Here is a 22,293-nt window from a genome sequence, read left to right on the forward strand (position 1 = left end):
ATGGAAAGTAAAATGAAAAAAAATAACAATTCTCAAGATATTCCCATCATTGAGCTTGTTAATATTGTAAAAGAATATGATGAAAAAACAGTTTTAGACAATGTTAATTTATCGATTAATAAAGGGGAATTTATTACCTTGTTAGGGCCTTCAGGTTCTGGAAAAACCACTATTTTAAGAATTATTGGTGGATTTGAATGAGTAACCAGAGGTGAAGTTAAATTTGATGGAAAAGATATTAAAGACTTAAGCCCACACAAAAGAGATGTTTCAACAATTTTTCAGGATTATGCACTTTTTCCGCATTTAAATGTTGAAAACAATATTAAATATGGTTTAAGATTGAAAAGAATTCCACGGGAAAATATTCCTAAATCATTTTCTAATAAATTAAAATTACAACAAAAGAAATGAGCTAAAAAAGCTCAAACCGAGATGAAAAACCTTGATAAAACTATGGAACAATATGAAGGTTTTCTTGAGAGCAATAAATTATCTGATAAAAAGAAAGATAAATATCAATCATGAATCGATGATATGGACTTCAAATATTCATATTGAGAAAATTTTGTTGATCTAAAAACTGAATCATTTGAAAAAAGGTATCTAACAAGACCAATCACTAATGAAGAGATGGATAAAGAAGTTAAACAAATTATGAAACTTGTAGGTCTTGAAGGAAATGAAAAGAAAAATGTTAATTTCTTGTCAGGTGGTATGAAACAAAGAGTAGCACTAGCTAGATCATTAGTTATTGAACCTAAAATTCTTTTATTAGATGAACCATTGAGTGCTCTTGATGCTAAAATTAGAGAAAAAATGCAAAGCTTATTACGAGATATTCAAAGAAAGCTAAAACTTACCTTTATTTTTGTAACTCACGATCGGAATGAAGCATTGGAGTTGAGTGATAGAATTGCCGTAATTAGAGACGGTAAAGTAGAACAATTCACAACACCGCACGAGCTATATGATTATCCTATTAATAAATGAGTTGCTAATTTTATTGGAAATTCAAACTTTTTTGATGGTCAATTTTTAAAAGCTAATAAAGTAAAATTTATGAATAAAACTTACGAAACTATTCATGATGAATTTCAAGAAAATGAAGATGTTGACGTATTAATAAGACCGGAAGATATTACAATAACAAGATCTAAAAACAATGCCAAATTGTCCGGAACCATTGTCAAATCAACATATGGTGGTAGTTACTATACCTATGAAATTAAAGTTAAGGATAAAGTGATTGTTGTTGAAACATCAACTAAACACGAAGTTGATAAAGATGTATATCTAAATTGAAGTGTTGATGCAATCCATTTAATGAAAAAAGATCTTAAGCTAAAAGCTGAAGAAGAATCGGATGGTATTACTGATGAAAATATCTAACTTAGCAAAAACAAAAAAAAGAAAATTTAATTTTCTAAATGGAATGAGTAAGTTTCAATTAACAGTATTAATTCCTTATTTAATTTTTGCAATTCTGTTTATTATTTTGCCGATGATTTTAATATTTATTTATGCTTTAAAGCCAATTGATGATCAAACAAAATTAGAAAATTGAGAAATTGTGGCTAAACCGTCAACTTGATTAATTATTCTCAGATCTTTATGAACTGGTTTAATTGCTGCAACATTATCATTAGCTATTGGTTTTCCATATGCATATATTGTTGCTAAATCAAGGTCAGTAATTTTCAAAACATTGGCACTAAGTTTAATTCTAAGTCCTCTTGCTATTTTTACAATTTCAAAAGCACTAGCTGTCAGAGGTTTATTTTCAGCAATATTTGATGAAAATCATTTAAACAATAATGCCTTCATCATTTTTGGAATGATTTACTTATTCCTACCATTTATGATTATGCCTTTATATCAAGTGTTAAAGGACATGCCAAAAAATATTTTAGAAGCCTCAGAAGATCTTGGATATTCTAAATTTAGAACCTTATTTAAAGTCATTTTGCCATACTGTTCTAGAGCAATTTTAAGTGGGTTTGGAATTGTGCTAATGATAGCGGCAACTTCAATTATTATTTCAGATAAACTTCTTCCAAATGGTAGTCAAAAACAACTTATTGGAAATCTTATAAATCAATTTGCTAATACAGCAAACCCATTTGATTTAGCTAATGCTTCATCACTAGTTATTATTACTCTTTTGGTACTACTAACAATTTATGGATTTATTTACGGAATCCCATACATTATTGCTAAAAGAAAACAAGGAGGGGTATATGAGTAAATTTAAAAGTTTTTTAAAACATTCATATATTATTGCAATTCTCGCATGTCTATATATCCCGATTATTTTTGGGACAATTTATAGCTTCAACGCCCCTTCTGATAAAGGGATATTCTCAGTAACAACTTGAAATAGATTCTCATATGCAGCCTATGTTGAACTATTTTCAAAATCACATGCGCTAGCTTTTATTAATTCATTTTTACTAGGACTTGCAACTTCAATTCTAGTAATTACACTTTCATTAATTACAGTGTTTTCCCTATGAAGACACAAAAACAAAACAGCGAGAACTTTTGTTCAATCAACATCGAACGTTCCATTAATTAACCCTGATGTTATTACCGGACTAACTCTTGCTATTGTTTTAAACCTAATTTTCTTAGGAACACTTAAAGCAACTAATGAAGGATTTTTTAGAGCAATTATTGGTCATACAGTTATGACATTACCTTATGGAATTTTGATTATGTTGCCAAAAAGTGACAAATTCTCAAAGAGCATTTTTGAATCAAGTCAAGACCTTGGGTATTCAAAAATTAAAACTTGATTTAAAACTTATTTTGTTTACATGTTAGGATCAATTGGTTTTACTTTCGTTATTACAATTGCTTTATCATTTGATGATTTTATTATAACTAGAATTGTTTCTAACACAGAGACTTTAGGAACACAATTGTATGAAGGTCAATTTCAAGCTTGATCACTTGGAATTGGCGCCATATCTCTTTTAGTGGTAATTTTGGCAAATACAATTTACATCGCCACAAAGGGATCAAGAATTGTTAAAATGAAAAAATTAACTCAACTAACATTGAAGGAAAATGCAAAAAAGCATTTAAATAGGTAATTGAAATTGAGAACACGTGTATGAAAAATTATTCTTTCTGGATTTTTTATAATTCTAACTTTTTTTGCTTTAATCGCAGCTATTGCAATTAAATTTGACAATCAATATCGCCCAAGCGTTTATAACTACGAATCTTATTTATCACCGAAAGTAATTGGTAAACTTAAAGAAAAATACAATTACAAAGTATTTAAGGAAATCAGTGAATTTACTCAAGCATTAACACAAGATAAAGCCATTGCTGGAGTAGGAAGTGATTTTCAAGCTGCTCAACTAATTATTGACCAAAAAATTAAAAAAATTAATTTTGAAAAAATTTACGGACCGGGAGCACAAAATTGAGAAACGCGAAAACAATACTATACTAAAAATGTTGTCGCCCATCTTGAAGCTTTTGACGCCATCATTTTAAACACACTAATAAATTTAGAATCCGAAAAAAAATTAGACCGCTACAAATACCACATTATTAGGGACCAAAATAACAAAGCTATTGGCTACAGCTCTGTGCCGGGTTCACAAACACCAGATCACTTTTATGAATATGTTTTACCATACTTCATTCAAGACAAAGGTATTGGATACAACATTAATAAAGAAACTCGACCAAATTTGGAAATTGACAAAGTTTTAAATGAATTGGATGACAAAAGCCAAAAATTAAGTTGAGAAGAAATTTTTGTTAGTTTGCAATCAGCAAATTACAAGCATTTCGGATGAACTAACGCCTTTGTTGATAATCTTATGATTGGAGCAATGACTTATGGCGATAATTGAATGGATGTATTCACCAAAGTTATTAACTCAAAAAGAGTATTTGATTTTAATGATGATAACTATCGCCTAGCCATTGACTCATTTATCAAATTTGTCGAAAAAGCAACTGGTAGCAGTATAAAAAATGCCAAATATAATTATTTAAGTGGTGATGGTCTTGAACTTCTAAATCATTTAATTGAACCTAAGGTTGGAAGATCAGATGCTGTTATTATCTACAACGGTGATGCTCTTGACGCCTATTATTCAAACGACAACTTTTCAAATGTTGAAGAAGGAAAAATAAAATTTATTCGCCCTAAAACTAACTATTTATTGATGGACAATTGAATTTTATCAAAGGCACTAACTGATAAAGAATCTGATGAATTTTTAGAAACCATCGGATCATTAATTTACAAACAAACACCTTCAAAAGAAAATAAAGATCAAAAAATTGAACCAATTAGCACTGATATAAAAATTCTTGAACAATCATTTTTTACCGAATTAAAAGATGAGTATTTAGGAGATGAAAATCTCATTAAAATTCAAAAAGCTAATTTAAGTAAAAAATTAGATGAACTTGAAGGGAAAGATCAAAAAGAATTATCACAAGCATTTCTTGAATCAGATAATGAAGAATTAAAATCAACCCTATTTCAACCAAATGCTAGTTGAGATCAAATTAAGCAATGAATTTTATCTAAATTTGATGAATTTATTCAAAACCCTGAACTAGAAAAAAATTATGAGTGATTGCTAGTTATTCGTAACTTTTTTGATGATTCGGATCTTGCTTTTTCCGAAACCTTAACTGAATTATTCACAGAAACAGCCATTGGGGATATTTCAAACTTCGATTATGTTTCTTACACACCAACTAACATCGCAACATATAACTTTATATTAAAATGATATTTTGCAAATGATGAAGAAGCTATTAAAATATACGAACAACCCGACTCAGATGATTCATATAGTTTATTTCCATATCCAATAATTGATAATAATTTAAGAACAAAGATTTCAAGTTATTACTTTGAAGCAACCAAATCATAAAAGACAAAAATATATTAATCATATATAATTAATAATTAAGGAGATAATATGACAATAAAACAGTTATTTTTAGAAAAAGAACAATTAAAAAATAATACTGATTATCAATTTGAAGGATGAGTAGTATCAAACCGTGGTAACGACAATATTCGTTTTATTACGCTAAATGATGGAAGTACTATTGACAATTTGCAACTAGTAATTAAGGGTAATATAATTAAGGAAAAATTAATTGATGAAATTTCACTTGGTTCTTCTTTAAGAGTTCAAGGAAAGCTAAACCTAACTCCGAAAGCTCAACAAGAATTTGAACTTGTGATTGAGACATTAGATGTAATTGGAAAAGTAGACGAAGATTTTCCAATTCAAAAAAAAGAAACTTCAATTGAATTTTTGAGAGAAATTCCTCACTTAAGAAATCGTACAAGATTATTTAAAGCTATTACCTTAATTAGAAACTCATTATTATTTGAAATCCATAAATATTTTCAAGAACATGATTTTATTAATTTTGCTGCACCAATTATTACATCAAATGATGGCGAAGGAGCCGGAGAAACATTGCTTGTTGATGATGAAAGTAAAAATTATTTTTTCAAACAAAAAGCATTTTTGGGCGTTACTGGACAACTTCATGGTGAATCATATGCTCAAGCATTTAAAAAAATCTACACTTTTGCCCCAACTTTTCGAGCAGAAAATTCCCATACATCACGTCATCTAGCAGAATTTTGAATGATTGAGCCGGAAATGGCGTTCTTTGATCTTAATCAAACAGTTTTATTTGCTGATGATCTACTAAAAACCGTAATTAAAAACACGCTTAAAAATTATCCAGCCGAAATGAAATTTTTAGATAATCTTCAAGATAATAATTTACTAAAAACTCTTGACAAATTTATTAGCACAAAACTTCAAATTATTGACTATGCTGATGCCATTAAAATTCTAGAAAAAAATAAAAATGTCTTTGAAGAAAAAGATTTATATTTCGGAGTTGATTTAGCATCTGAGCATGAAAAATTCTTATCATATGAAATTGCTAAAGGACCAGTAGCAATAATTAACTACCCTAAAGATATTAAAGCTTTTTATATGAAACAAAATGATGATAACAAAACCGTAGCGGCATTTGATTTGCTTGTTCCCGGCGTTGGTGAATTGATTGGTGGAAGTGAACGTGAAATTAATTATGACAAATTAGTCAAACGCTTGAAAGAGTTAAAAATTCCACAAGAATCATTACAATGATATTTAGATCTTAGAAGATTTGGTTATGCTCCTACAAGCGGATTTGGAATTGGATTTGAAAGACTTGTTATGTATGTAACAGGAACCGCAAATATTCGTGATGCAATTCCGTTTCCAAGAGTAGCCGGACAAATAAAGATGTAATATGAAAACTCCATTAACAATTATTGTTCCAATTTATAAACCAACTATTTCAATCGAAGATATCTTTCACCATCTAATCAAACAAAAAGACCAAAATTTTAAAATTGTAATTACTATCGATAACCCAACCGAATATGACTTAGATATTATTGCCAAACTCCAAGGCAAAATGAAGAATCGAATTAATCTAATAATTAACACGGCACATCAACATATAACTAGTGTATTAAAGCAAGCATTGGAATTTGTTAAAACTGAATATAGCTACATTTTGTATTCATACACCAAAATAAAAAGCGGATTTGTGAGAAATATTAATGAATTTATTAACTCAACCACTGAAAAACCTGACTTTATTGAAATTTTAAGTTCAGTTAAGGGAATAGCTGAACACAAATTATATCCTTCACATTTTCCCGCAAACAAAGTTATCAATTTAAATGAAAACTTTTCACCCTTTGCTTATGCAATTCCTTTTGCTTTTGCATCAATTATGAAAACTCAAATTCTTAGATCTATATGTGAAGATACTAAATTAAAAAATACTAATTTACAATATACTCCATATTACACTTTTAGCGGATTATTAGCGTCTAAAACTTTTGCTTTTATTAATACCACTTGAGTATCAGATTATAATAATGACATTCTACTTTTAAATCCTAAATCAATTGATAAAACTTGAACATTTATTAAAAGTTTTGCCGACGGATTAGATGAAAGAATTAAAATTAATTTAGAATTTGCTGAGTATCTTAACTTTAATTACTACATTGCGGGTTATTTAGGTTTGGCTAAATTTAAAAGAAAAAGTCGAAATGAAAAGTCCCTTAAAAATTTGAAAATATCTCTTTTTAACATTATTGAACAGAACAATAGCAAATGAAATGAAAAATTTAAAGATCTTAATCTTTTAAATAAAATTAATTTAAATTATTTGAAAAATTTAGTTAGTGATATTTCAACTTGAAATTTAATATTTAAAAAAATTGCATGAGATTAATCAATAGAAAAGCTAATTTTTGAATTAGATTATTATCTTCTATAATTGATCTATTAATCTTTATATCACTAGCTATCATTTCATCATTCTTGGTTTTTAACTATAAACAAGGTCAATATATTAACAAATGAAATTATTATGTATGACTTGCGCTGCTAATTTTTATGTTAAATATCTTTTGAATTATCATTCCAATTTTATTTAACGGCCAAAGCATAGGAATGATAATTTGTCGAATTAGGATTATCCCTCAAGAAAATAAAACTAAACTAAGCCGAGCTATTTTTGATAGACAAAGATTATTTGCTTTTACATGAATGATTATTTTTCTTCTATTTATTATTTTTGTTTCCCCGGAATTATTTATAAGGGCAGCCAAGATTAACAAAAATAGTGCTAAATTAGGTACACTGGAGCGAATATTCGTTCTAATTCCAACAGCACTTGCTTCCATTACCTCTTTTGCCGAAATTTTCTTAGTTATTAGTAATGTGAAAGAAAATCGAATTGGAATAAATGACAATTTTTCAAATACATTTACTGTTTGAAAAAATAGATTTGATAAAGTTGAAGAAAATGAAGAAATTAATACAATTATTAAACCAAAAATAAGAGAACTACCCAATCTTAAATATGAAAATTAAAAATGACACAAGTTTTTAATTTTTTTATTACCTTATTTACCTTTGATTACCTAGTTTTTTATTATGCAAATGTTATAATTAATGTTAGTGTTTATTTTTAGACATTATATCTCAGGAGGAAGTTATGATAAATTTAGACATTCTAAATGAACAGCAAAAGGGTGCGGTTATGTATAATGAGGGTCCGCTCAGGATTATAGCTGGAGCAGGTTCTGGAAAAACCAAGGTTTTAACTCATAAAATTGCTTATTTAATTGAAAACGAAAAAATAAAACCAAATAAAATATTAGCTCTAACCTTTTCTAACAAAGCTGCTAACGAAATGAAGCAAAGAGTATTTCAACTATTAGCTGATATGGATGTCGATGGTAATCCAACCATTTCTACATTTCATGCAATGTGTGCAAAAATTTTAAGAAGCGAAATTCACAACTTTGGTTATAACAACGATTTTCAAATTTTAGATGAGTTAGATCAAAAAGAAGTTTTAAAAATTGTATATAGTGAACTTAATATTTCAAGCACTGAATATACCTACTCTTCTATTATAAATTTCATCCAAAACAAAAAAAATGAAATTCAAAATTTTGAAGAAAAAAATAATGAAATTATTGAAGAAAATCATGATGAAATTTTTAAAACTAAAGAAATAATTTACAAACAATACCAAACCCATTTAGAGAGATCGCGTTCTCTTGATTTTGATGACCTACTTGTTTTTGTCTATAAGTTATTCTACGACCCTAAATTTAAAAAAATAGCTGCCAAATGAGGAAAAAGATTTGATTATGTTTTAATTGATGAATTTCAAGACACTAGTGTTTTACAGTATATGATTGTGAAAAAAATTGCCACAACTCCATATCTGACAATTGTTGGTGATCCCGATCAAACAATTTATTCATGAAGAAATGCAGACATAAACATCATTATGAATTTTAATAATGACTTTCCTAATGCTCTAACTATTAAACTAGAAGAAAACTATCGCTCAACAAAATCAGTTCTAAAAGCTGCTAATAATCTAATTTCTTACAATAAGCTAAGATTAGATAAAAAACTGTTTACGGAAAATGAAGAAGGTGAGGATATTGAGTTTTATTGCGGTTTTAGTGATGAAGCTGAAGCTAGATGAATTGCCAATAAAATATCAAGTTTAAAGAGAAATCGTGTTCAATTAAAGAATATTGCAATCTTGTATCGAATTAATAGTTACTCCAGAGCCATCGAAGAAGCATTAATAAGAGAAAATAGTATTTATAAAATTTTTGGATCTATTAAATTCTATCAACGCGAAGAAATTAAAGATGCTTTAGCTTATTTAAGAGTTATTCATGACGGAAGTGAAATATCATTACTTAGAATAATAAATAAGCCTTTTCGAAAAATCGGTAATGTTACCGTTGATAAACTTCTTTCATTTGCACGAAGTAAAAATATGGACTTATTTAATTGCCTTCAAAGTAATTTTGAGGAAATTCAAAGTCGATTAAAAATTTCTGTTGAAACTTTAAAAAATATTGCCGGTTTAATTAATGAAATAAGATGGGCAAAACGCGCAATTCAACAAAATTCAATTCATATTACTCTTAAAGAATTAATTTTCAATCGCATTAAATATTTTGAAGAAATTAAAAAATCAGAAGAAGAATATGAATCAAGAGTTGAAAACTTTATGAGTTTAATTGACGCAATTGAAAATTGAGAAATTAAAAATCCTAAAGGTACAATTGATGAATACTTACAGGAAATTACCTTAATTACTGATCGCGATGTTGAAGATGATGCTGTTAGCTTTGTATCATTAATGACAGTTCATAATGCAAAAGGTTTAGAGTTTGATTATGTCTTTATAGCTGGTTTAGCAGAAAATATTTTTCCACTAAGACGGGCAATTTTGCTTTCTCCACAAAAGGATTTTATATATTTAAGAAAAATAAATAAACAAGAGGAAAATCCTGAAAGTCTAGAAGAAGAAAGACGCCTTGCTTATGTTGCGATGACAAGGGCTAAAAAGAAATTGTTTCTCTCATTTTCTGTTGGTAGAAGTGGAATGATTCAAAAAAGTCGTTTCTTATCAGAAGCCGGAATTAATGAAAATAAATCAATTAAGATAGCTAATAATTTTTCAATTGCTCAAGAGAATGAAAATAATAATGATTTAATTATTGGTGATTATGTAACTCATAAGTCATACGGTAAAGGTTTAATTTTAAATATGGTAGATGATATTATCGAAGTTCAGTTTGAACTTGATAAAAAAATTAAAAAACTTGCCAAAAATCATCAAGCTATTAAAAAATGAGAAGAAGGCGAATAGTAGCAATATGCAAGAAGTTAAAATCCCTGAAAAATATGATGTTTCTTTCATTATTCTTTGGTTAATATCAATTATTTTAATTTTTGTAGCGGCGGTTTTTCTAATTTTTATTATTGCAAAAAAACGCTATGCTAAAATTCAAAACTCCGAAGGTTATATTTCATTAACTGTAGATCTCAAAAAAAGCAGAATAAAAATAAATAATGATACTGCAATAAAAAATGCTGATCCTTGATTTTTTAAAAAAACCAATTTATCAAGTGGGCAGTGAATTAAATTGTCTGATTTTTTAAATTGTTTACCGAAAGAAATAAAAGAGAAAATTGAGGGATTAATTCAAGCCAAAAAAACAGAAAAAATTCATTTTTCAATTGTGGATAATAAAATTTCGCAAATTGAATCATTTATTAAACTTCAAATTAATAATTTTGAAAATGATACTGCCAACTGTTTTTTAGAATGAAAAAATTTTAGTGTTAAGGATGAAAAAGTTTTTCAAGAAATAGCCGATGATACAGAATATCTTTTTAATAGTAAAAATAAATATTATGCGGTTGCTTTCATTTTAAACGTTGACAATATTTCAAGAGTAGAAAATTTTATGAATTTATTTAAAAAAATTTGTGCTTTCAATGAAATTTTCAACATTAAACCAATTCTCCAATGAAACAAACTCTTTTTTGTATTTCCTAGTGAAATCTTTTCCCCGAATGACGCAAGGATATCAATTGATCAAATTGTAGCTATTGCTAAACAATATGTTAAATGTTATTCACATATTGTTATATTAAACAATCAGATTCTAAATAATATTAATAACGAAAAACTAGAAATGCTATTTGACTATATCAAAATTAAATATATGGACGAAAAGCAAATTAAACTTATCGAAATTAATAATGAATTATGAGAAGAAGAGGAATTCAAAAGTTTTGAAAATGAATATAAAAATCTTGAAAATTCAATTAATGATTTATCGCTAATTGATAGTGAAGAAATTTGATTTAAAACCTTTAGCAATAAAAAAATTGTTAGCAAGAAATTAAGTTTTAGAAATAAATTTTTAAAATTAAATAACAATAATTTAAACACCACAAAAACTCTTGATATATATAAAAATTTTATTTTGAATTTTTATAGTGGTATTGATAAATATAAATCAAATAATACTCTCGTGTTTGTTGAAGATTTTATTTTGAGTTATATTGGAGCAGATAAAATTATTGCCACTAGCGAAAAGTGAAAGAATTTAATTCAAATTGTTGAATTTGGAAATTTAAATAGTAGCACTAAATTAAAAATTGCGTTGGAGAAAAAACTAAAAAATGAAAGAGTTAATCTAACATTAAAAATCAATAAAATTAATGAACCAATAATAAATCTAATTTCTCCGTGAATTAAATTCGTTTGAATTGGTAAAAATATTACCGCAAAATTAAGTGACCCAGCAACTTTACTACTACTTAATAGCTTATTCAAAAAAGCTGCTCAACACAATATTAAGATTGTATTAGAAAAACTAAATTACAAACTTTATAAAAAAGTATTGCACAAATACAAAGAAAATATTATTTATACAAATATAGATTAAGGACAAAGGACAAATATGAATAAAACATTATTAAGCGATGATTTCTATGAAGCAATCAATGGCGATTGAATTAGGGAGAATGAGATTCCAGAACATAAAAGCGTTATTGGATCATTTGAACAAATCGATGAAAAACTAAATAAACTAAAAAAATCTTTACTCACAAAATGACAAAAAGATGACTCTGAAATTGCTAATCAGCCACTACTAATTGAGATGGTAAAATTCTACAAATTATATAATGATTGAAATCAAAGAAAAATCAACGGTGTTAAACCATTAGAAAGAATTATCGACTGAATTAAAAACTTTGAATCATGAAAAGATATTGAAAGAAACTATAGTCAATTGACATACTGGGGATTTGCCACTCCCATACCGTTTGCGATTGGCACAGACTTTAAAAATAGTGAGCTTGAAATTTTATACATGTCAGATCCAATTTGCATTCTCCCTGAAAAAAGTTATTATACTGATTTAGCCAAAAAAAGCAAATTATATGAAATATGATCTAACATGGTTTTAAAACTTATGAAAAAAACCGTTGGAGCAAAAGAAGGTAGAAAACTAATTAAAGAAGCTTTAAAATGAGATGAAATGGCATCCGAATACATTTTATCAGCTGAAGAATCTGCAATTTATACTAATTTATATCACCCTAAAAAAGTTGAAGATATTGATAAAAATGTTAAAAATCTATCAGTTTCGAAAATTTTACACAAATTAGTAAATCAAGATGTTGAAACAATTATTGCTGTTAAGAACTCATTAATAAAAGATTATCAAAAACTTATTGTTGATAAAAACTTTAAACTATTTAAATCATTTTTATTAATTAACGCAATATTGCGTTTAGCTCCATATCTAGATTATAAATTTGATGAAATTGCCGGAGAATTTCAAAGATCATTAAGAGGACAAAAGAAAGCTCTAGATAAACAAAAGAAATCAATAAGTGTAGTTGTGGATTCGATTTTTGCTATGCCATTTGGAAAATATTATGGGGAAAAATACTTTGGTGAAAAAAATAAGAAAAATGTTGAATACATGGTTAAAAACATGATTCAAATTTACAAAAATAGATTAGAAAACAATGATTGATTAGGAACCCAAACCAAACATAAAGCAATTTATAAATTAAGTAAAATTGGGGTATACGTTGGATATCCTACAAAAATTGAAAGCTTTTACAATGATTTTAAAGTACTGGAATATGACGGATATAATGACCTTTTAGAAAATTATTTGAAATTTAAAGAATTATCAACAAGAAATGAATTTTCTAAATACATGAAAACTATCGATAAGGAACTTTGAGCTATGAGTCCAGCAATCGTTAACGCATATTACAGTCCAAACCAAAATAAAATTGTATTCCCTGCTGGAATTTTACAAGCTCCTTTCTACAGCGATAAACAAGGCACAAGTGCAAATTATGGTGGAATTGGAGCTGTTATTGCCCATGAAATATCACATGCATTTGATAATAATGGGGCTAACTTTGATGAAAACGGTAATATGCTAAACTGATGAACCGAATCAGATAAAAAAGAATTCCAAGAAAAAGCCAATAAAATGATTGAATTATTTGAAGGTAAAGAAATTGCTGTCGGACAATGTAATGGAAAACTTACAGTATCAGAAAATATTGCTGATGCCGGGGGATTAGCATGTGCTTTAGAAGCTGCTAAATTAGAAAAAGATTTCAATGCTAAAAAGTTTTATACAAACTTTGCTGTAATTTGAAAAATGAAATATCGCGAAGAGTTACAAAGGTTACTACTAGATATAGACGTTCACGCTCCTGCTAAACTAAGAGCTAATATTCAAATTCAAAATTCTGATGATTTCTATAAAGCTTTTGATATTACAGAAAAAGATAAAATGTATTTACCGCCAGAAAAAAGAGTAAAAATTTGATAGAAAGATGTCAACTAAAAGTTGATATTTTTTTATTTGGTAATTTAAAAATAAATATAAATTTTCAAAATGTCATTTAAAATTTTTCAAAAAATAATTTTTTTGTAGGTTATTTACATAAACAATATAATAGTTAAAGGAAGGAAATTAAATGAAAAAGAAAAATTTAAAGTGATTAATATCTTTACCTGTTGCTATTGCTGCAATACCGTTAGTAGCATTATCATGTAAAACTCGTAAGGAAAGATTGGAAGACAAAATTATAAGTGATCTTGAAAAATTAGCCAATTTAACATAATTGATTTTGTGTTAATAAAATAGCAAAAAAAATAATAAACAAAGAAATAAATAATTTAATATTTCTTAAGTTTATTATTTTTTATTAAAATTAAAAATCTTCAAATTTTCTTGTATTTATTAATGTGATAATTGACAAATATTTAGACATTACTAACTAAATTAATAGTAAATAATTTTTTTGGTTGCCATTATTAATTTTGTTTATAAACTAATGCAGTATTTCAAATATTTACAAACAAAAATATAAAAATACTATAATGTAATTACAGGTTATAAACGCTGTACACTATATTGCTAGAACACAAGTTTAAGTGCTATGTGTTAACACCAACAATGTAGGAGACTGCATTTAGCAGTATTTTTCTTTTCTTTGTTTTCAAAAAGGAGTTAATTTGAATATTTCTATTTTTTTTGATGAGTCAGGAGTTTTTGAGCCAAAAAATAATAATTTTTATATATTATCTGGATTTTTATTTTTAAACAATAATGATAAGCAATGTACAATTCGCAAATATCGAAGTGTTGAAAAAAATATTAGACATAAATTATATAGAAATAAAAGTCAAGGACTTAAAACCACATTTAAAAAGAAGGCTTCTTCATGTTACAAAAGAATGCTATAAATTTTCTATTAATATTAATCTATCCAAAATTTATAAAAGAATACTGTCACATAAACATCAGAAAGAAAGTTTTCAACATTATGCTTATTGTAGAGGTATAAAAAATTATTATTATGATTGGAAAATAAAACTAAAATATCATAGAATGATATTAAATCAATTAACTTTTGTGTAGACCAAAGACCTGAAGCAACAAGCAGAAGATACAATTTACAGACTTCGCTATTAAAGGAATTAAAAATAGAAAAATATACTGAAAATTTTGAAAATTTTTGCGAGAGTATATTTTCAAAATTAAAAACCTTAAATTTAAAATACGTAGATTCTAAATCATCAATTTTAGTTAGAGCTAGTGATATTTTAGCAAATCACATGTTTTATTATTGCAATAATAATTTAGAAGATAAAATTAAAAAACTAAGAGAAGAGCATAATTTATTTGATATTTCCTTACCTTAATTTTCATTAATAAGATCCATATTAAAATTAAATATATTAATACAATCCATTTTAAAAATTTTCTTATAATTTCAATCTAATTTTTTTATTAATAAAAATAATACTACAAATATTTTTAGTATATTTTCTTTAATTTTTTCAATAAATTCAAACAAATTAATAGTTTTTTATTAAAAATAACTTTAATAAGTTAAACACTAAAATTTAATTTATAGGTTATATATTTGAAACTCATAATAATGTTTAGTAACTAAATTTTTCAAATACATTTCTTATAGATTCTGATACATGTGTAACTTAATATTTTGCTAATCGAATTTCTAAAATCTTTTTTTAAATCCTTAGAACTTATTATTAAAATAATGGATCAATTTTTAAATATAGTTCTTTTAAAACATCACCTCATTTTTTTTACTATCTTTACAAACGAAATTACAAACACATATTTTTAAAATACATTTACTATGATTAATTTATTTAGAAAATCATTTTTTTATTAGAACATAAACTATAACTTTTTAAATAATTTGCATAAAAATTTAACACCTTAAAAGTGACTCGCTATTAGTTATGTTTTGCGAGCAATCAATTCATAAATTAAAATAAAAAACATTTTGTTAACAATTTTTAGAAGTTATTAGTTTTTTTATAAACACAAAAAATTATCTTAATTTAAACTTTTTAATAAAGTTATTAACAGTATTAACATATCTTATTATTATAATTACTTAAATTTAGTAAACACTAATATAGTAGTAATAGTTCTTTTACAATTATTTATTATTATCAACTCAAAAAGAAATATAACTAATTTTATTATTTAAAATAATTTTAAATAAAATATTTTTTTCTTAATTTATGAATTTTTTTAAAACGCGAAGACTATAATTCAATAAATAAATCTGAATTTAGGAGATGAATGAAAAAGAAAAATTTTAAATGATTAACCGCCTTATCTATAACAGCGGTTGCACTACCACTTGTGGCAGCTTCATGTGATAATATTTTTGGAAGTATTTTTGGTAATAAAGATAAAACAAGTGATTTTGAGAAGGAAAAATACCCAACTATATTTTATATTTATCTCTTAACTACTTTGCCAACGCGGAACCAATGTATTTGGGATTTGATGGAAATTTAAAGAGTTATTCTCATTTTAAAGAAACAAAAATGGTTATTAATAAATTAATTAAACAAGACTCGGAGAATAAAATTAATCTTGAAAATGGATTAGTGTTTTTAGATGATTTAGAAAATTATGTTAAAGAAAAACCTAATGCAATTGATTTTAGTCAATTTTTTACAAAATATTATGACCCAGCTCCAGGTATAAAGCATCCTTTACCGCCAACTGAAGAAGGCATAAAAATTATTGAAAAATATTCCGATTTTTTTAATTTAATAAATAATGAAACTAATAAATTATTTACTGAAAATATAGAAGATGATAGAACGGAATTAAGTAGACTTAAATTTGGTTGAAATATCTTCACAAAGGACAAGAGTATTAAATATTACAACTACTTAATTTTATTTCCCGCACAAAGTTTTTTTAATAACTTTATTAATTTCGCTATAGCGAGTCCTGAAAGCAAAAATAAGATTAAAGAAATTAAAAAGAACATAGATAAAGCTATTTTGGATAAAAGCGGACTAACAATAAAAGAAATTGAAGAAATTACCGAAAAGATTGATAATGAAATAGAAACCTTATTAAAAAATATGAATGCTAATTAAATGTTTTTAATAATGTAAATATAAAAAAAGAGAAAACTATAAACCTCTTTTTTTATTTATTTAATTTATTAAGAAGAGAGCTTTTTTAGTTTTCCCATGTATTTAAAGAAATTATTGTTTTTTTATACCTAATAGAATATAAAGAAAAACTCTTTTAATTCGACTTTTAGTATATCTCTTAGAAGAACATATACTTAAAAAATCATCATAATCTTTAGCGATTAAAATATTTTTTTTAAATAAATTTTCCATTCCTTCTGATACAAGCATAATTTGAGCTAATTGATCAGCAGGAGTTTCAATAACTATTTTTTTAAATTCTTCATATCTAGAACTGATTGTTGGGATTGGTAGATCAATTTTCATTGGTGAATATTTTGAAATATCTTCTCCTTTTTTTAACATCTCTCTTAGCAGGGTAGCAGACGCATATTTTTCATTAGCTTCTAGTGACAGATGTGAAGCTGTTCTTTTTATACAATTTAATTTAATTGGAAGTTTGCTATTAATAATATATTTAACATATTCAAAACCCAAAATATCTTTTGGAATTAAATCTTCGTCTCCAAAAATATCGATCATCGCTTGATATGTGCTTGCTACATAGGATTTACCTTGTTTTAAATAAAAACGAACTAGTTTGTTATATCTTTCACTTTCTAAATTTAATCAATTAGCTGCGTTAATATATTTGTTTATATCAGAGCTATCAGAAGTTCCAAAAATTAATAAATCAATTTTTTCATTTAATAAAATATCGACTGAACCTTTTGCAAAAATGTGAGCAGCTTGGGTTGATGTAAAAAAATCTAAAGGCACTACTTTTGTAGCTCCGTACTCTAGCGCGATTTCTGAACGTTTTGAAAAAGGAGAACACGCTATTTCTCCCCGTTGTACATAATCTGATGATAGGGCTATAATAATTTCACTATTAGGATACATTTCTTTAATTTTTTTTAGTAAATAAGCATGCCCATTGTGAAAGGGATTGAATTCAGCAATCACTCCAATTCTTAATTTTTCATTTGATATTAAACTTGTGGCAAAATCATTATCAACAAGATTATCTTCATTTTGATTATTTTTTATATTATTTTCTTTCATTTCATTTTTATTTTAAAGGAAAATTAAAAAAATAATAAAAACATTTTGTTAACAATTTTTAAAAGTTATTAGTTTTTTTATAAACGCAAAAAATTATCTTAATTTAAACTTTTTAATAAAGTTATTAACAGTATTAACATATCTTATTATTATAATTATTTAAATTTAGTAAACACTAGTATACTAGTAATAGTTCTTTTACAATTATTTATTATATCAACTTGTTACTTTAAGTAAATTTAACCTACATATTTTTAACAAGAAGAATTACTTAAAATTTATAAAAATATATAATAAAATTTAAAATTTCAATGTTTTAATTGTTTAAAAAAACAAAAATAAAAATTTCATAACATTAATTTCATTTTTATTTATTTATCGATATTTAAGTAAATTTGTAAAAATAAATATCAAAAACTTTTTGTCAATATAATTTCAACAAAATTTAAATATTAAGCATTGTTTATTAAAGAATTTAAATAAAAAGTGTAAACAGTAATTTTTTTAGTTATTCTATAAACTAATATCAATCCAAAAAAGTTGCAAAACTAATATATAATTGAGATATGAATTTAAATGATACTATTGCAGCTATTTCATCAGGTAATATTAATCAAGCTATTTCAATTATTAGAATATCAGGCCCTGACGCCGTTAACATTATTAAAAAAATTTTTAATGGGAAGATTGGTGAAGATAAAACAATAACGTATGGAAATATTATCGACAATAACACCAATAAAATTGTTGATGAAGTTTTGGTAAATTGATTTATTGGAACAAAAAATTATACTGGTGAAGATACGGTTGAAATTAATGCACATGGTGGGATTATTGTTACTAACAAAATCCTTAATTTAATTTTAGCGAATGGTGCGAGACTCGCAAATCGAGGCGAATTTACTAGAAGAGCATTTTTAAACGGAAAGATTAGTTTAGATAAAGCGGAAGCAATTAATAGTCTTATTCATGCCAAAACAAATACTCAAGCCGAAATTGCAATCTCTCAATTCAATTCAAAAGATAACGATTTAATTGAATCTCTTGAACAGGAGCTTTTAAGAATCATTTCAATTACTGAAATTAACATTGATTATTCTGATTATAATGACATTGAACAAATGGATAAAAATAAACTTTATCCACTTGTTAATAATCTTCTTAAAAAAATTGCCATTATTATTAATAAATCAGAAAATGCGTCTGATGTTTATAAAGGCGTTAATGTTGCTATTGTAGGAAAACCTAACTCAGGTAAATCTTCACTTCTAAATTGCCTTCTATCAAAAAATAAAGCAATTGTTACCAACATTCCAGGAACCACTAGAGATACAATTGAAGGAGAATTTGAAATAAATGGAGTTTTATTTAAGCTAGTTGACACCGCCGGAATACGTGAAACTAAAGATCAAATTGAGGCAATGGGAATCGAAAAATCACTTGCCGCAATTAAAGAAGCAAGAATTGTTATTCATATGCATGATGGTTTTAATTTTGATGAAGAAGAAGAAAAACTTATTAAGAAAATGTCACAAGGAAAACAATATATTTCTGTAATTAATAAAATTGATACATTAACAAAAAAACCAAATTTTTTAGATAAATCGTTTGTTTATATTTCAGCCAAGAATAATAATGTTTGAGATTTAAAATCTTCATTAATGCGAAACTATTTTAATATAAATTTTGATGATAGCGATATCTTATATAATACAAGAAAATTAAGTTTATTAAAACAGGCATCACTATCATTAAAAGAAGCTTTGAAAGGTTTGGAAGATGGTTTTGGTCCTGAAGTAGTAATTTTAGATTTAACCAAAACCTGAGAATCGCTGCGTGAAATTTTAAATAAAGGTCATGATAATGAGGCGCTTCTTGATAATATGTTTAGTAAATTTTGTTTAGGAAAATAATTTATGAAATTTAATCTTGGTCAAACATTAATAGTTAAGGCTCAAAAATTAACTTACGAAGGATACGGAGAATATAGAATTAATAATTTTCCGATATTTATTGAAAATTTGTTGCCAAATGAAGAAGCAAAAATTATTTTAAAACAAATTAATTCAAAATATGCTTTTGCTGAAGTGTTGGAAAGATATAGTGATTCTCCAATTAGAAATGTAAATATTTATAATGAAAATCTACTAAATTCTGGCTCCGCTATGCTTATGCATCTTAAATATGATGAACAAATAAAGTTCAAACAAAATATCGTAAACACTTTATTCTTAAGAGAATTGAATTACTTAGATGTTTTAGATATTATTCCATCACCAAAAATATGAAATTATCGAAATAAAATTTCGTTACAAATAGGTCAAACAAATGACAAAGAATTTCGCCATGGTTTTTATAAAAAAAGAAGTCATGATTTAGTAGACCAAAGTTCATATGATTTAGCCGATGAAAATCTTAATAAAATGATTCTAGATAGCATTCAAGCAATAAAAACAACTTTGAAAAATAACAATTGAATTAAAAGAAGTAAAGTATTTGAAATAACATTTAAATATTCTTCATTTTTGGGCGAAAGTCAAATAGTTCTTCATTCTCTAAATGAGGGAGAAATTAGTGATGAATTTATAAAGCTAATTCAAAGCAAATGAATGAAAATTTCAATTATTAGCAACGTTTATAACAAAAATTATAAATTTATAAAAACTAAAATTTTAGCAAATAATTTGGCAATTGATTTTAAAATGAATGATCTAGTTTTTAGCGTTAATTCTGATGCCTTTTATCAAATTAATGAATGGCAAACTCAAAAAATTTACTCTGATATTTTTTCATTAATATCTAACGATGAAATTGTTTTGGATGCTTTTTCAGGGGTATCTTCAATAGGAATTTTTATTTCCAAAAAAGCTAAAAAAGTAATTAGCGTAGAAATTAATAAAGCTTCAACTGAATCGGCTAAAATAAATCTCAAAATTAATGAAGTTAAAAATTTAGATATTGTTAACCAAGATGTTAAAAATTTTTTGTTAGAATCTAAAAACATTTTTAACACCGTTGTTGTTGATCCTCCTAGGTCGGGGCTTGATAAAGAGGTGATTAATTCTTTTATAAATAGTAATATTTCTAAAATTGTTTATCTAAGTTGTAATCCTAGAACCCTGGTTAGGGACATAAAGAATTTTACAGCGGCTGGTTATCATATTAAATATGTTAGACCTTATGACATGTTTCCGCAAACTCCACATATTGAGACTCTAGTACTTTTAGAAAAAAATATAATTTAATCACAATTAATAATTTGAATAAAATTTTCAATATAATTATTGAATTTTTTTATTTTTAACTAAATTAATATCTATTTTTAAATTAATTTTATTTAAATTTATTTTTTTAAAATAAATTGTTAACACTTAATATAAAATTAAAATTTGTATATTTCACTTTTTATTATATTTTTTTATAAGTTTATAAGGAGAATTATTATGAAAAATAAAAATTTTAAATTAGGAATTTTTCTACCAATAATTTTTATATCATTACCACTAATCGCAGCTTCTTGCAAAACCAATTGTGATAATTTAGTGAAACTTAAATTAAAAGAAAAAGATCAATTGGAAGAATTTCATAGTGCTAAATATCCAACTAATTTGTTGTATTTAAATTTATATGCAATAACTTTTGCCCAATTTATTGATTTATATGAAAATAATAGTATAAGAAATTATAAATATATTAGCGAATCCAAAACAATAATAAATAAATTACTGAAAGATGATCCAAAAGAACAAAATGGACTTCTAAATATTTTAAATTTAATAAACAGTTATGAAAATTATTTGAATAATAAGCAAGGTTCTTTAGATTTTGAAGAGATTATTAATAATATTTACTATCCTTCATTATCTAAAACTAATGATAAATATTCTGAAATATTAATTTTGTTAATTGAGAAATCTGGCAATTTTTTCAATAAATATAAATATGATCGTATTTCATGAACTCATTTTGATGTTTTTCGACTAATTTGAGATATTTTAATAAATCTAAAAGAAACAAAACATTACTATTACCTTGTTTTGTTCTATCCTCGATTAGTTTTAAAATGATATATGGAAAGTGATGATGGAGATAGTAGAATAAAAGAAGTCGCTAAATCAATTAAAGAAATTTTTGACAAAACAATAGTAAATAAAGGTGAATTAGAGATAAAAGATATCAATAAAATCAATGAAATTATCAAGCAAATAGATTAATTGCGATAATTATTTAATTAATTAATTCAATAGTTATAGTCTAAACAAAAAAACAAGTAGGAGTAAA

The 22,293-nt window shown here is 25.6% G+C and carries 19 protein-coding genes; 18 read left to right on the top strand and 1 reads right to left on the bottom strand.

Annotation, left to right across the window (positions count from 1 at the left end; genetic code table 4):
* From DA803_RS06615 to DA803_RS06655, 15 genes are all read left to right on the top strand, one after another.
* Positions 1-1,392 carry an ABC transporter ATP-binding protein gene (locus DA803_RS06615; RefSeq protein ID WP_114191100.1) on the top strand — a complete coding sequence of 464 codons (1,392 nt, stop codon included), beginning with the start codon at positions 1-3 and terminating at the stop codon, positions 1,390-1,392.
* The gene (locus tag DA803_RS06620) at positions 1,379-2,248 is read left to right on the top strand and encodes an ABC transporter permease (RefSeq protein ID WP_114191101.1); all 870 of its coding nucleotides are present in this window, start codon (positions 1,379-1,381) and stop codon (positions 2,246-2,248) included. Before DA803_RS06615 ends, DA803_RS06620 begins: the two co-directional genes overlap by 14 nt.
* Complete coding sequence (locus DA803_RS06625) at positions 2,241-3,098, top strand: ABC transporter permease (protein WP_114191102.1); 858 nt, start codon at positions 2,241-2,243, stop codon at positions 3,096-3,098. Before DA803_RS06620 ends, DA803_RS06625 begins: the two co-directional genes overlap by 8 nt.
* Positions 3,099-4,916, top strand: a complete 1,818-nt coding sequence (locus DA803_RS06630) for a hypothetical protein (protein ID WP_277869730.1) — start codon at positions 3,099-3,101, stop codon at positions 4,914-4,916.
* A 48-nt stretch (positions 4,917-4,964) separates the two neighbouring features.
* Complete coding sequence (gene asnS / locus DA803_RS02855) at positions 4,965-6,311, top strand: asparagine--tRNA ligase (RefSeq protein WP_114191103.1); 1,347 nt, start codon at positions 4,965-4,967, stop codon at positions 6,309-6,311.
* Position 6,312: 1 nt separating this feature from the next.
* A complete protein-coding gene (locus DA803_RS02860; RefSeq protein WP_114191104.1) occupies positions 6,313-7,314 on the top strand; it encodes a glycosyltransferase in 1,002 nt (333 codons plus the stop codon).
* Positions 7,305-7,958, top strand: a complete 654-nt coding sequence (locus DA803_RS06635) for an RDD family protein (protein ID WP_114191105.1) — start codon at positions 7,305-7,307, stop codon at positions 7,956-7,958. The genes DA803_RS02860 and DA803_RS06635 overlap by 10 nt, the downstream gene beginning before the upstream one ends.
* 124 nt (positions 7,959-8,082) lie before the next feature.
* A complete protein-coding gene (locus tag DA803_RS02870) occupies positions 8,083-10,278 on the top strand; it encodes an ATP-dependent helicase (RefSeq protein ID WP_114191106.1) in 2,196 nt (731 codons plus the stop codon).
* Between the two features lie 7 nt (positions 10,279-10,285).
* Positions 10,286-11,869 carry an MHO_4530 family protein gene (locus DA803_RS06640; protein WP_145960827.1) on the top strand — a complete coding sequence of 528 codons (1,584 nt, stop codon included), beginning with the start codon at positions 10,286-10,288 and terminating at the stop codon, positions 11,867-11,869.
* 15 nt (positions 11,870-11,884) lie between these two features.
* Entirely contained in the window at positions 11,885-13,792 is a 1,908-nt protein-coding gene (locus tag DA803_RS02880; RefSeq protein ID WP_114191108.1) for a M13 family metallopeptidase, read from the top strand.
* A gap of 148 nt (positions 13,793-13,940) precedes the next feature.
* A complete protein-coding gene (locus DA803_RS06645; RefSeq protein ID WP_170120275.1) occupies positions 13,941-14,087 on the top strand; it encodes a hypothetical protein in 147 nt (48 codons plus the stop codon).
* A 394-nt stretch (positions 14,088-14,481) separates the two neighbouring features.
* A complete protein-coding gene (locus DA803_RS02885; protein ID WP_114191109.1) occupies positions 14,482-14,712 on the top strand; it encodes a DUF3800 domain-containing protein in 231 nt (76 codons plus the stop codon).
* 210 nt (positions 14,713-14,922) lie between these two features.
* The gene (locus tag DA803_RS06790; protein ID WP_371845399.1) at positions 14,923-15,171 is read left to right on the top strand and encodes a hypothetical protein; all 249 of its coding nucleotides are present in this window, start codon (positions 14,923-14,925) and stop codon (positions 15,169-15,171) included.
* Positions 15,172-16,090: 919 nt separating this feature from the next.
* Positions 16,091-16,312, top strand: coding sequence for a variable surface lipoprotein (locus DA803_RS06650; RefSeq protein WP_114191110.1), 222 nt, complete (start codon positions 16,091-16,093; stop codon positions 16,310-16,312).
* Positions 16,285-16,908, top strand: coding sequence for a hypothetical protein (locus DA803_RS06655; protein ID WP_114191111.1), 624 nt, complete (start codon positions 16,285-16,287; stop codon positions 16,906-16,908). Before DA803_RS06650 ends, DA803_RS06655 begins: the two co-directional genes overlap by 28 nt.
* 111 nt (positions 16,909-17,019) lie before the next feature.
* Here DA803_RS06655 and DA803_RS02900 read toward each other — a convergent pair whose 3' ends face one another.
* Entirely contained in the window at positions 17,020-18,012 is a 993-nt protein-coding gene (locus DA803_RS02900) for a nucleotidyltransferase (protein WP_277869731.1), read from the bottom strand.
* Positions 18,013-18,578: 566 nt separating this feature from the next.
* Between DA803_RS02900 and mnmE the strand changes: the two genes are divergently transcribed.
* The 3 genes from mnmE (at position 18,579) to DA803_RS02915 (ending at position 22,226) form a co-directional block, all read left to right on the top strand.
* Positions 18,579-19,925, top strand: a complete 1,347-nt coding sequence (gene mnmE / locus DA803_RS02905; RefSeq protein ID WP_114191112.1) for a tRNA uridine-5-carboxymethylaminomethyl(34) synthesis GTPase MnmE — start codon at positions 18,579-18,581, stop codon at positions 19,923-19,925.
* A 3-nt stretch (positions 19,926-19,928) separates the two neighbouring features.
* Positions 19,929-21,257, top strand: coding sequence for a 23S rRNA (uracil(1939)-C(5))-methyltransferase RlmD (gene rlmD / locus DA803_RS06660; RefSeq protein ID WP_114191113.1), 1,329 nt, complete (start codon positions 19,929-19,931; stop codon positions 21,255-21,257).
* A gap of 198 nt (positions 21,258-21,455) precedes the next feature.
* On the top strand, positions 21,456-22,226 hold the full coding sequence (locus DA803_RS02915) for a hypothetical protein (RefSeq protein ID WP_114191114.1): 771 nt from the start codon (positions 21,456-21,458) through the stop codon (positions 22,224-22,226).
* The last annotated feature ends 67 nt before the right edge of the window (positions 22,227-22,293 follow it).

The organism is [Mycoplasma] phocae (assembly GCF_003332325.1).
Lineage (GTDB): Bacteria > Bacillota_I > Bacilli_A > Mycoplasmatales > Metamycoplasmataceae > Metamycoplasma > Metamycoplasma phocae.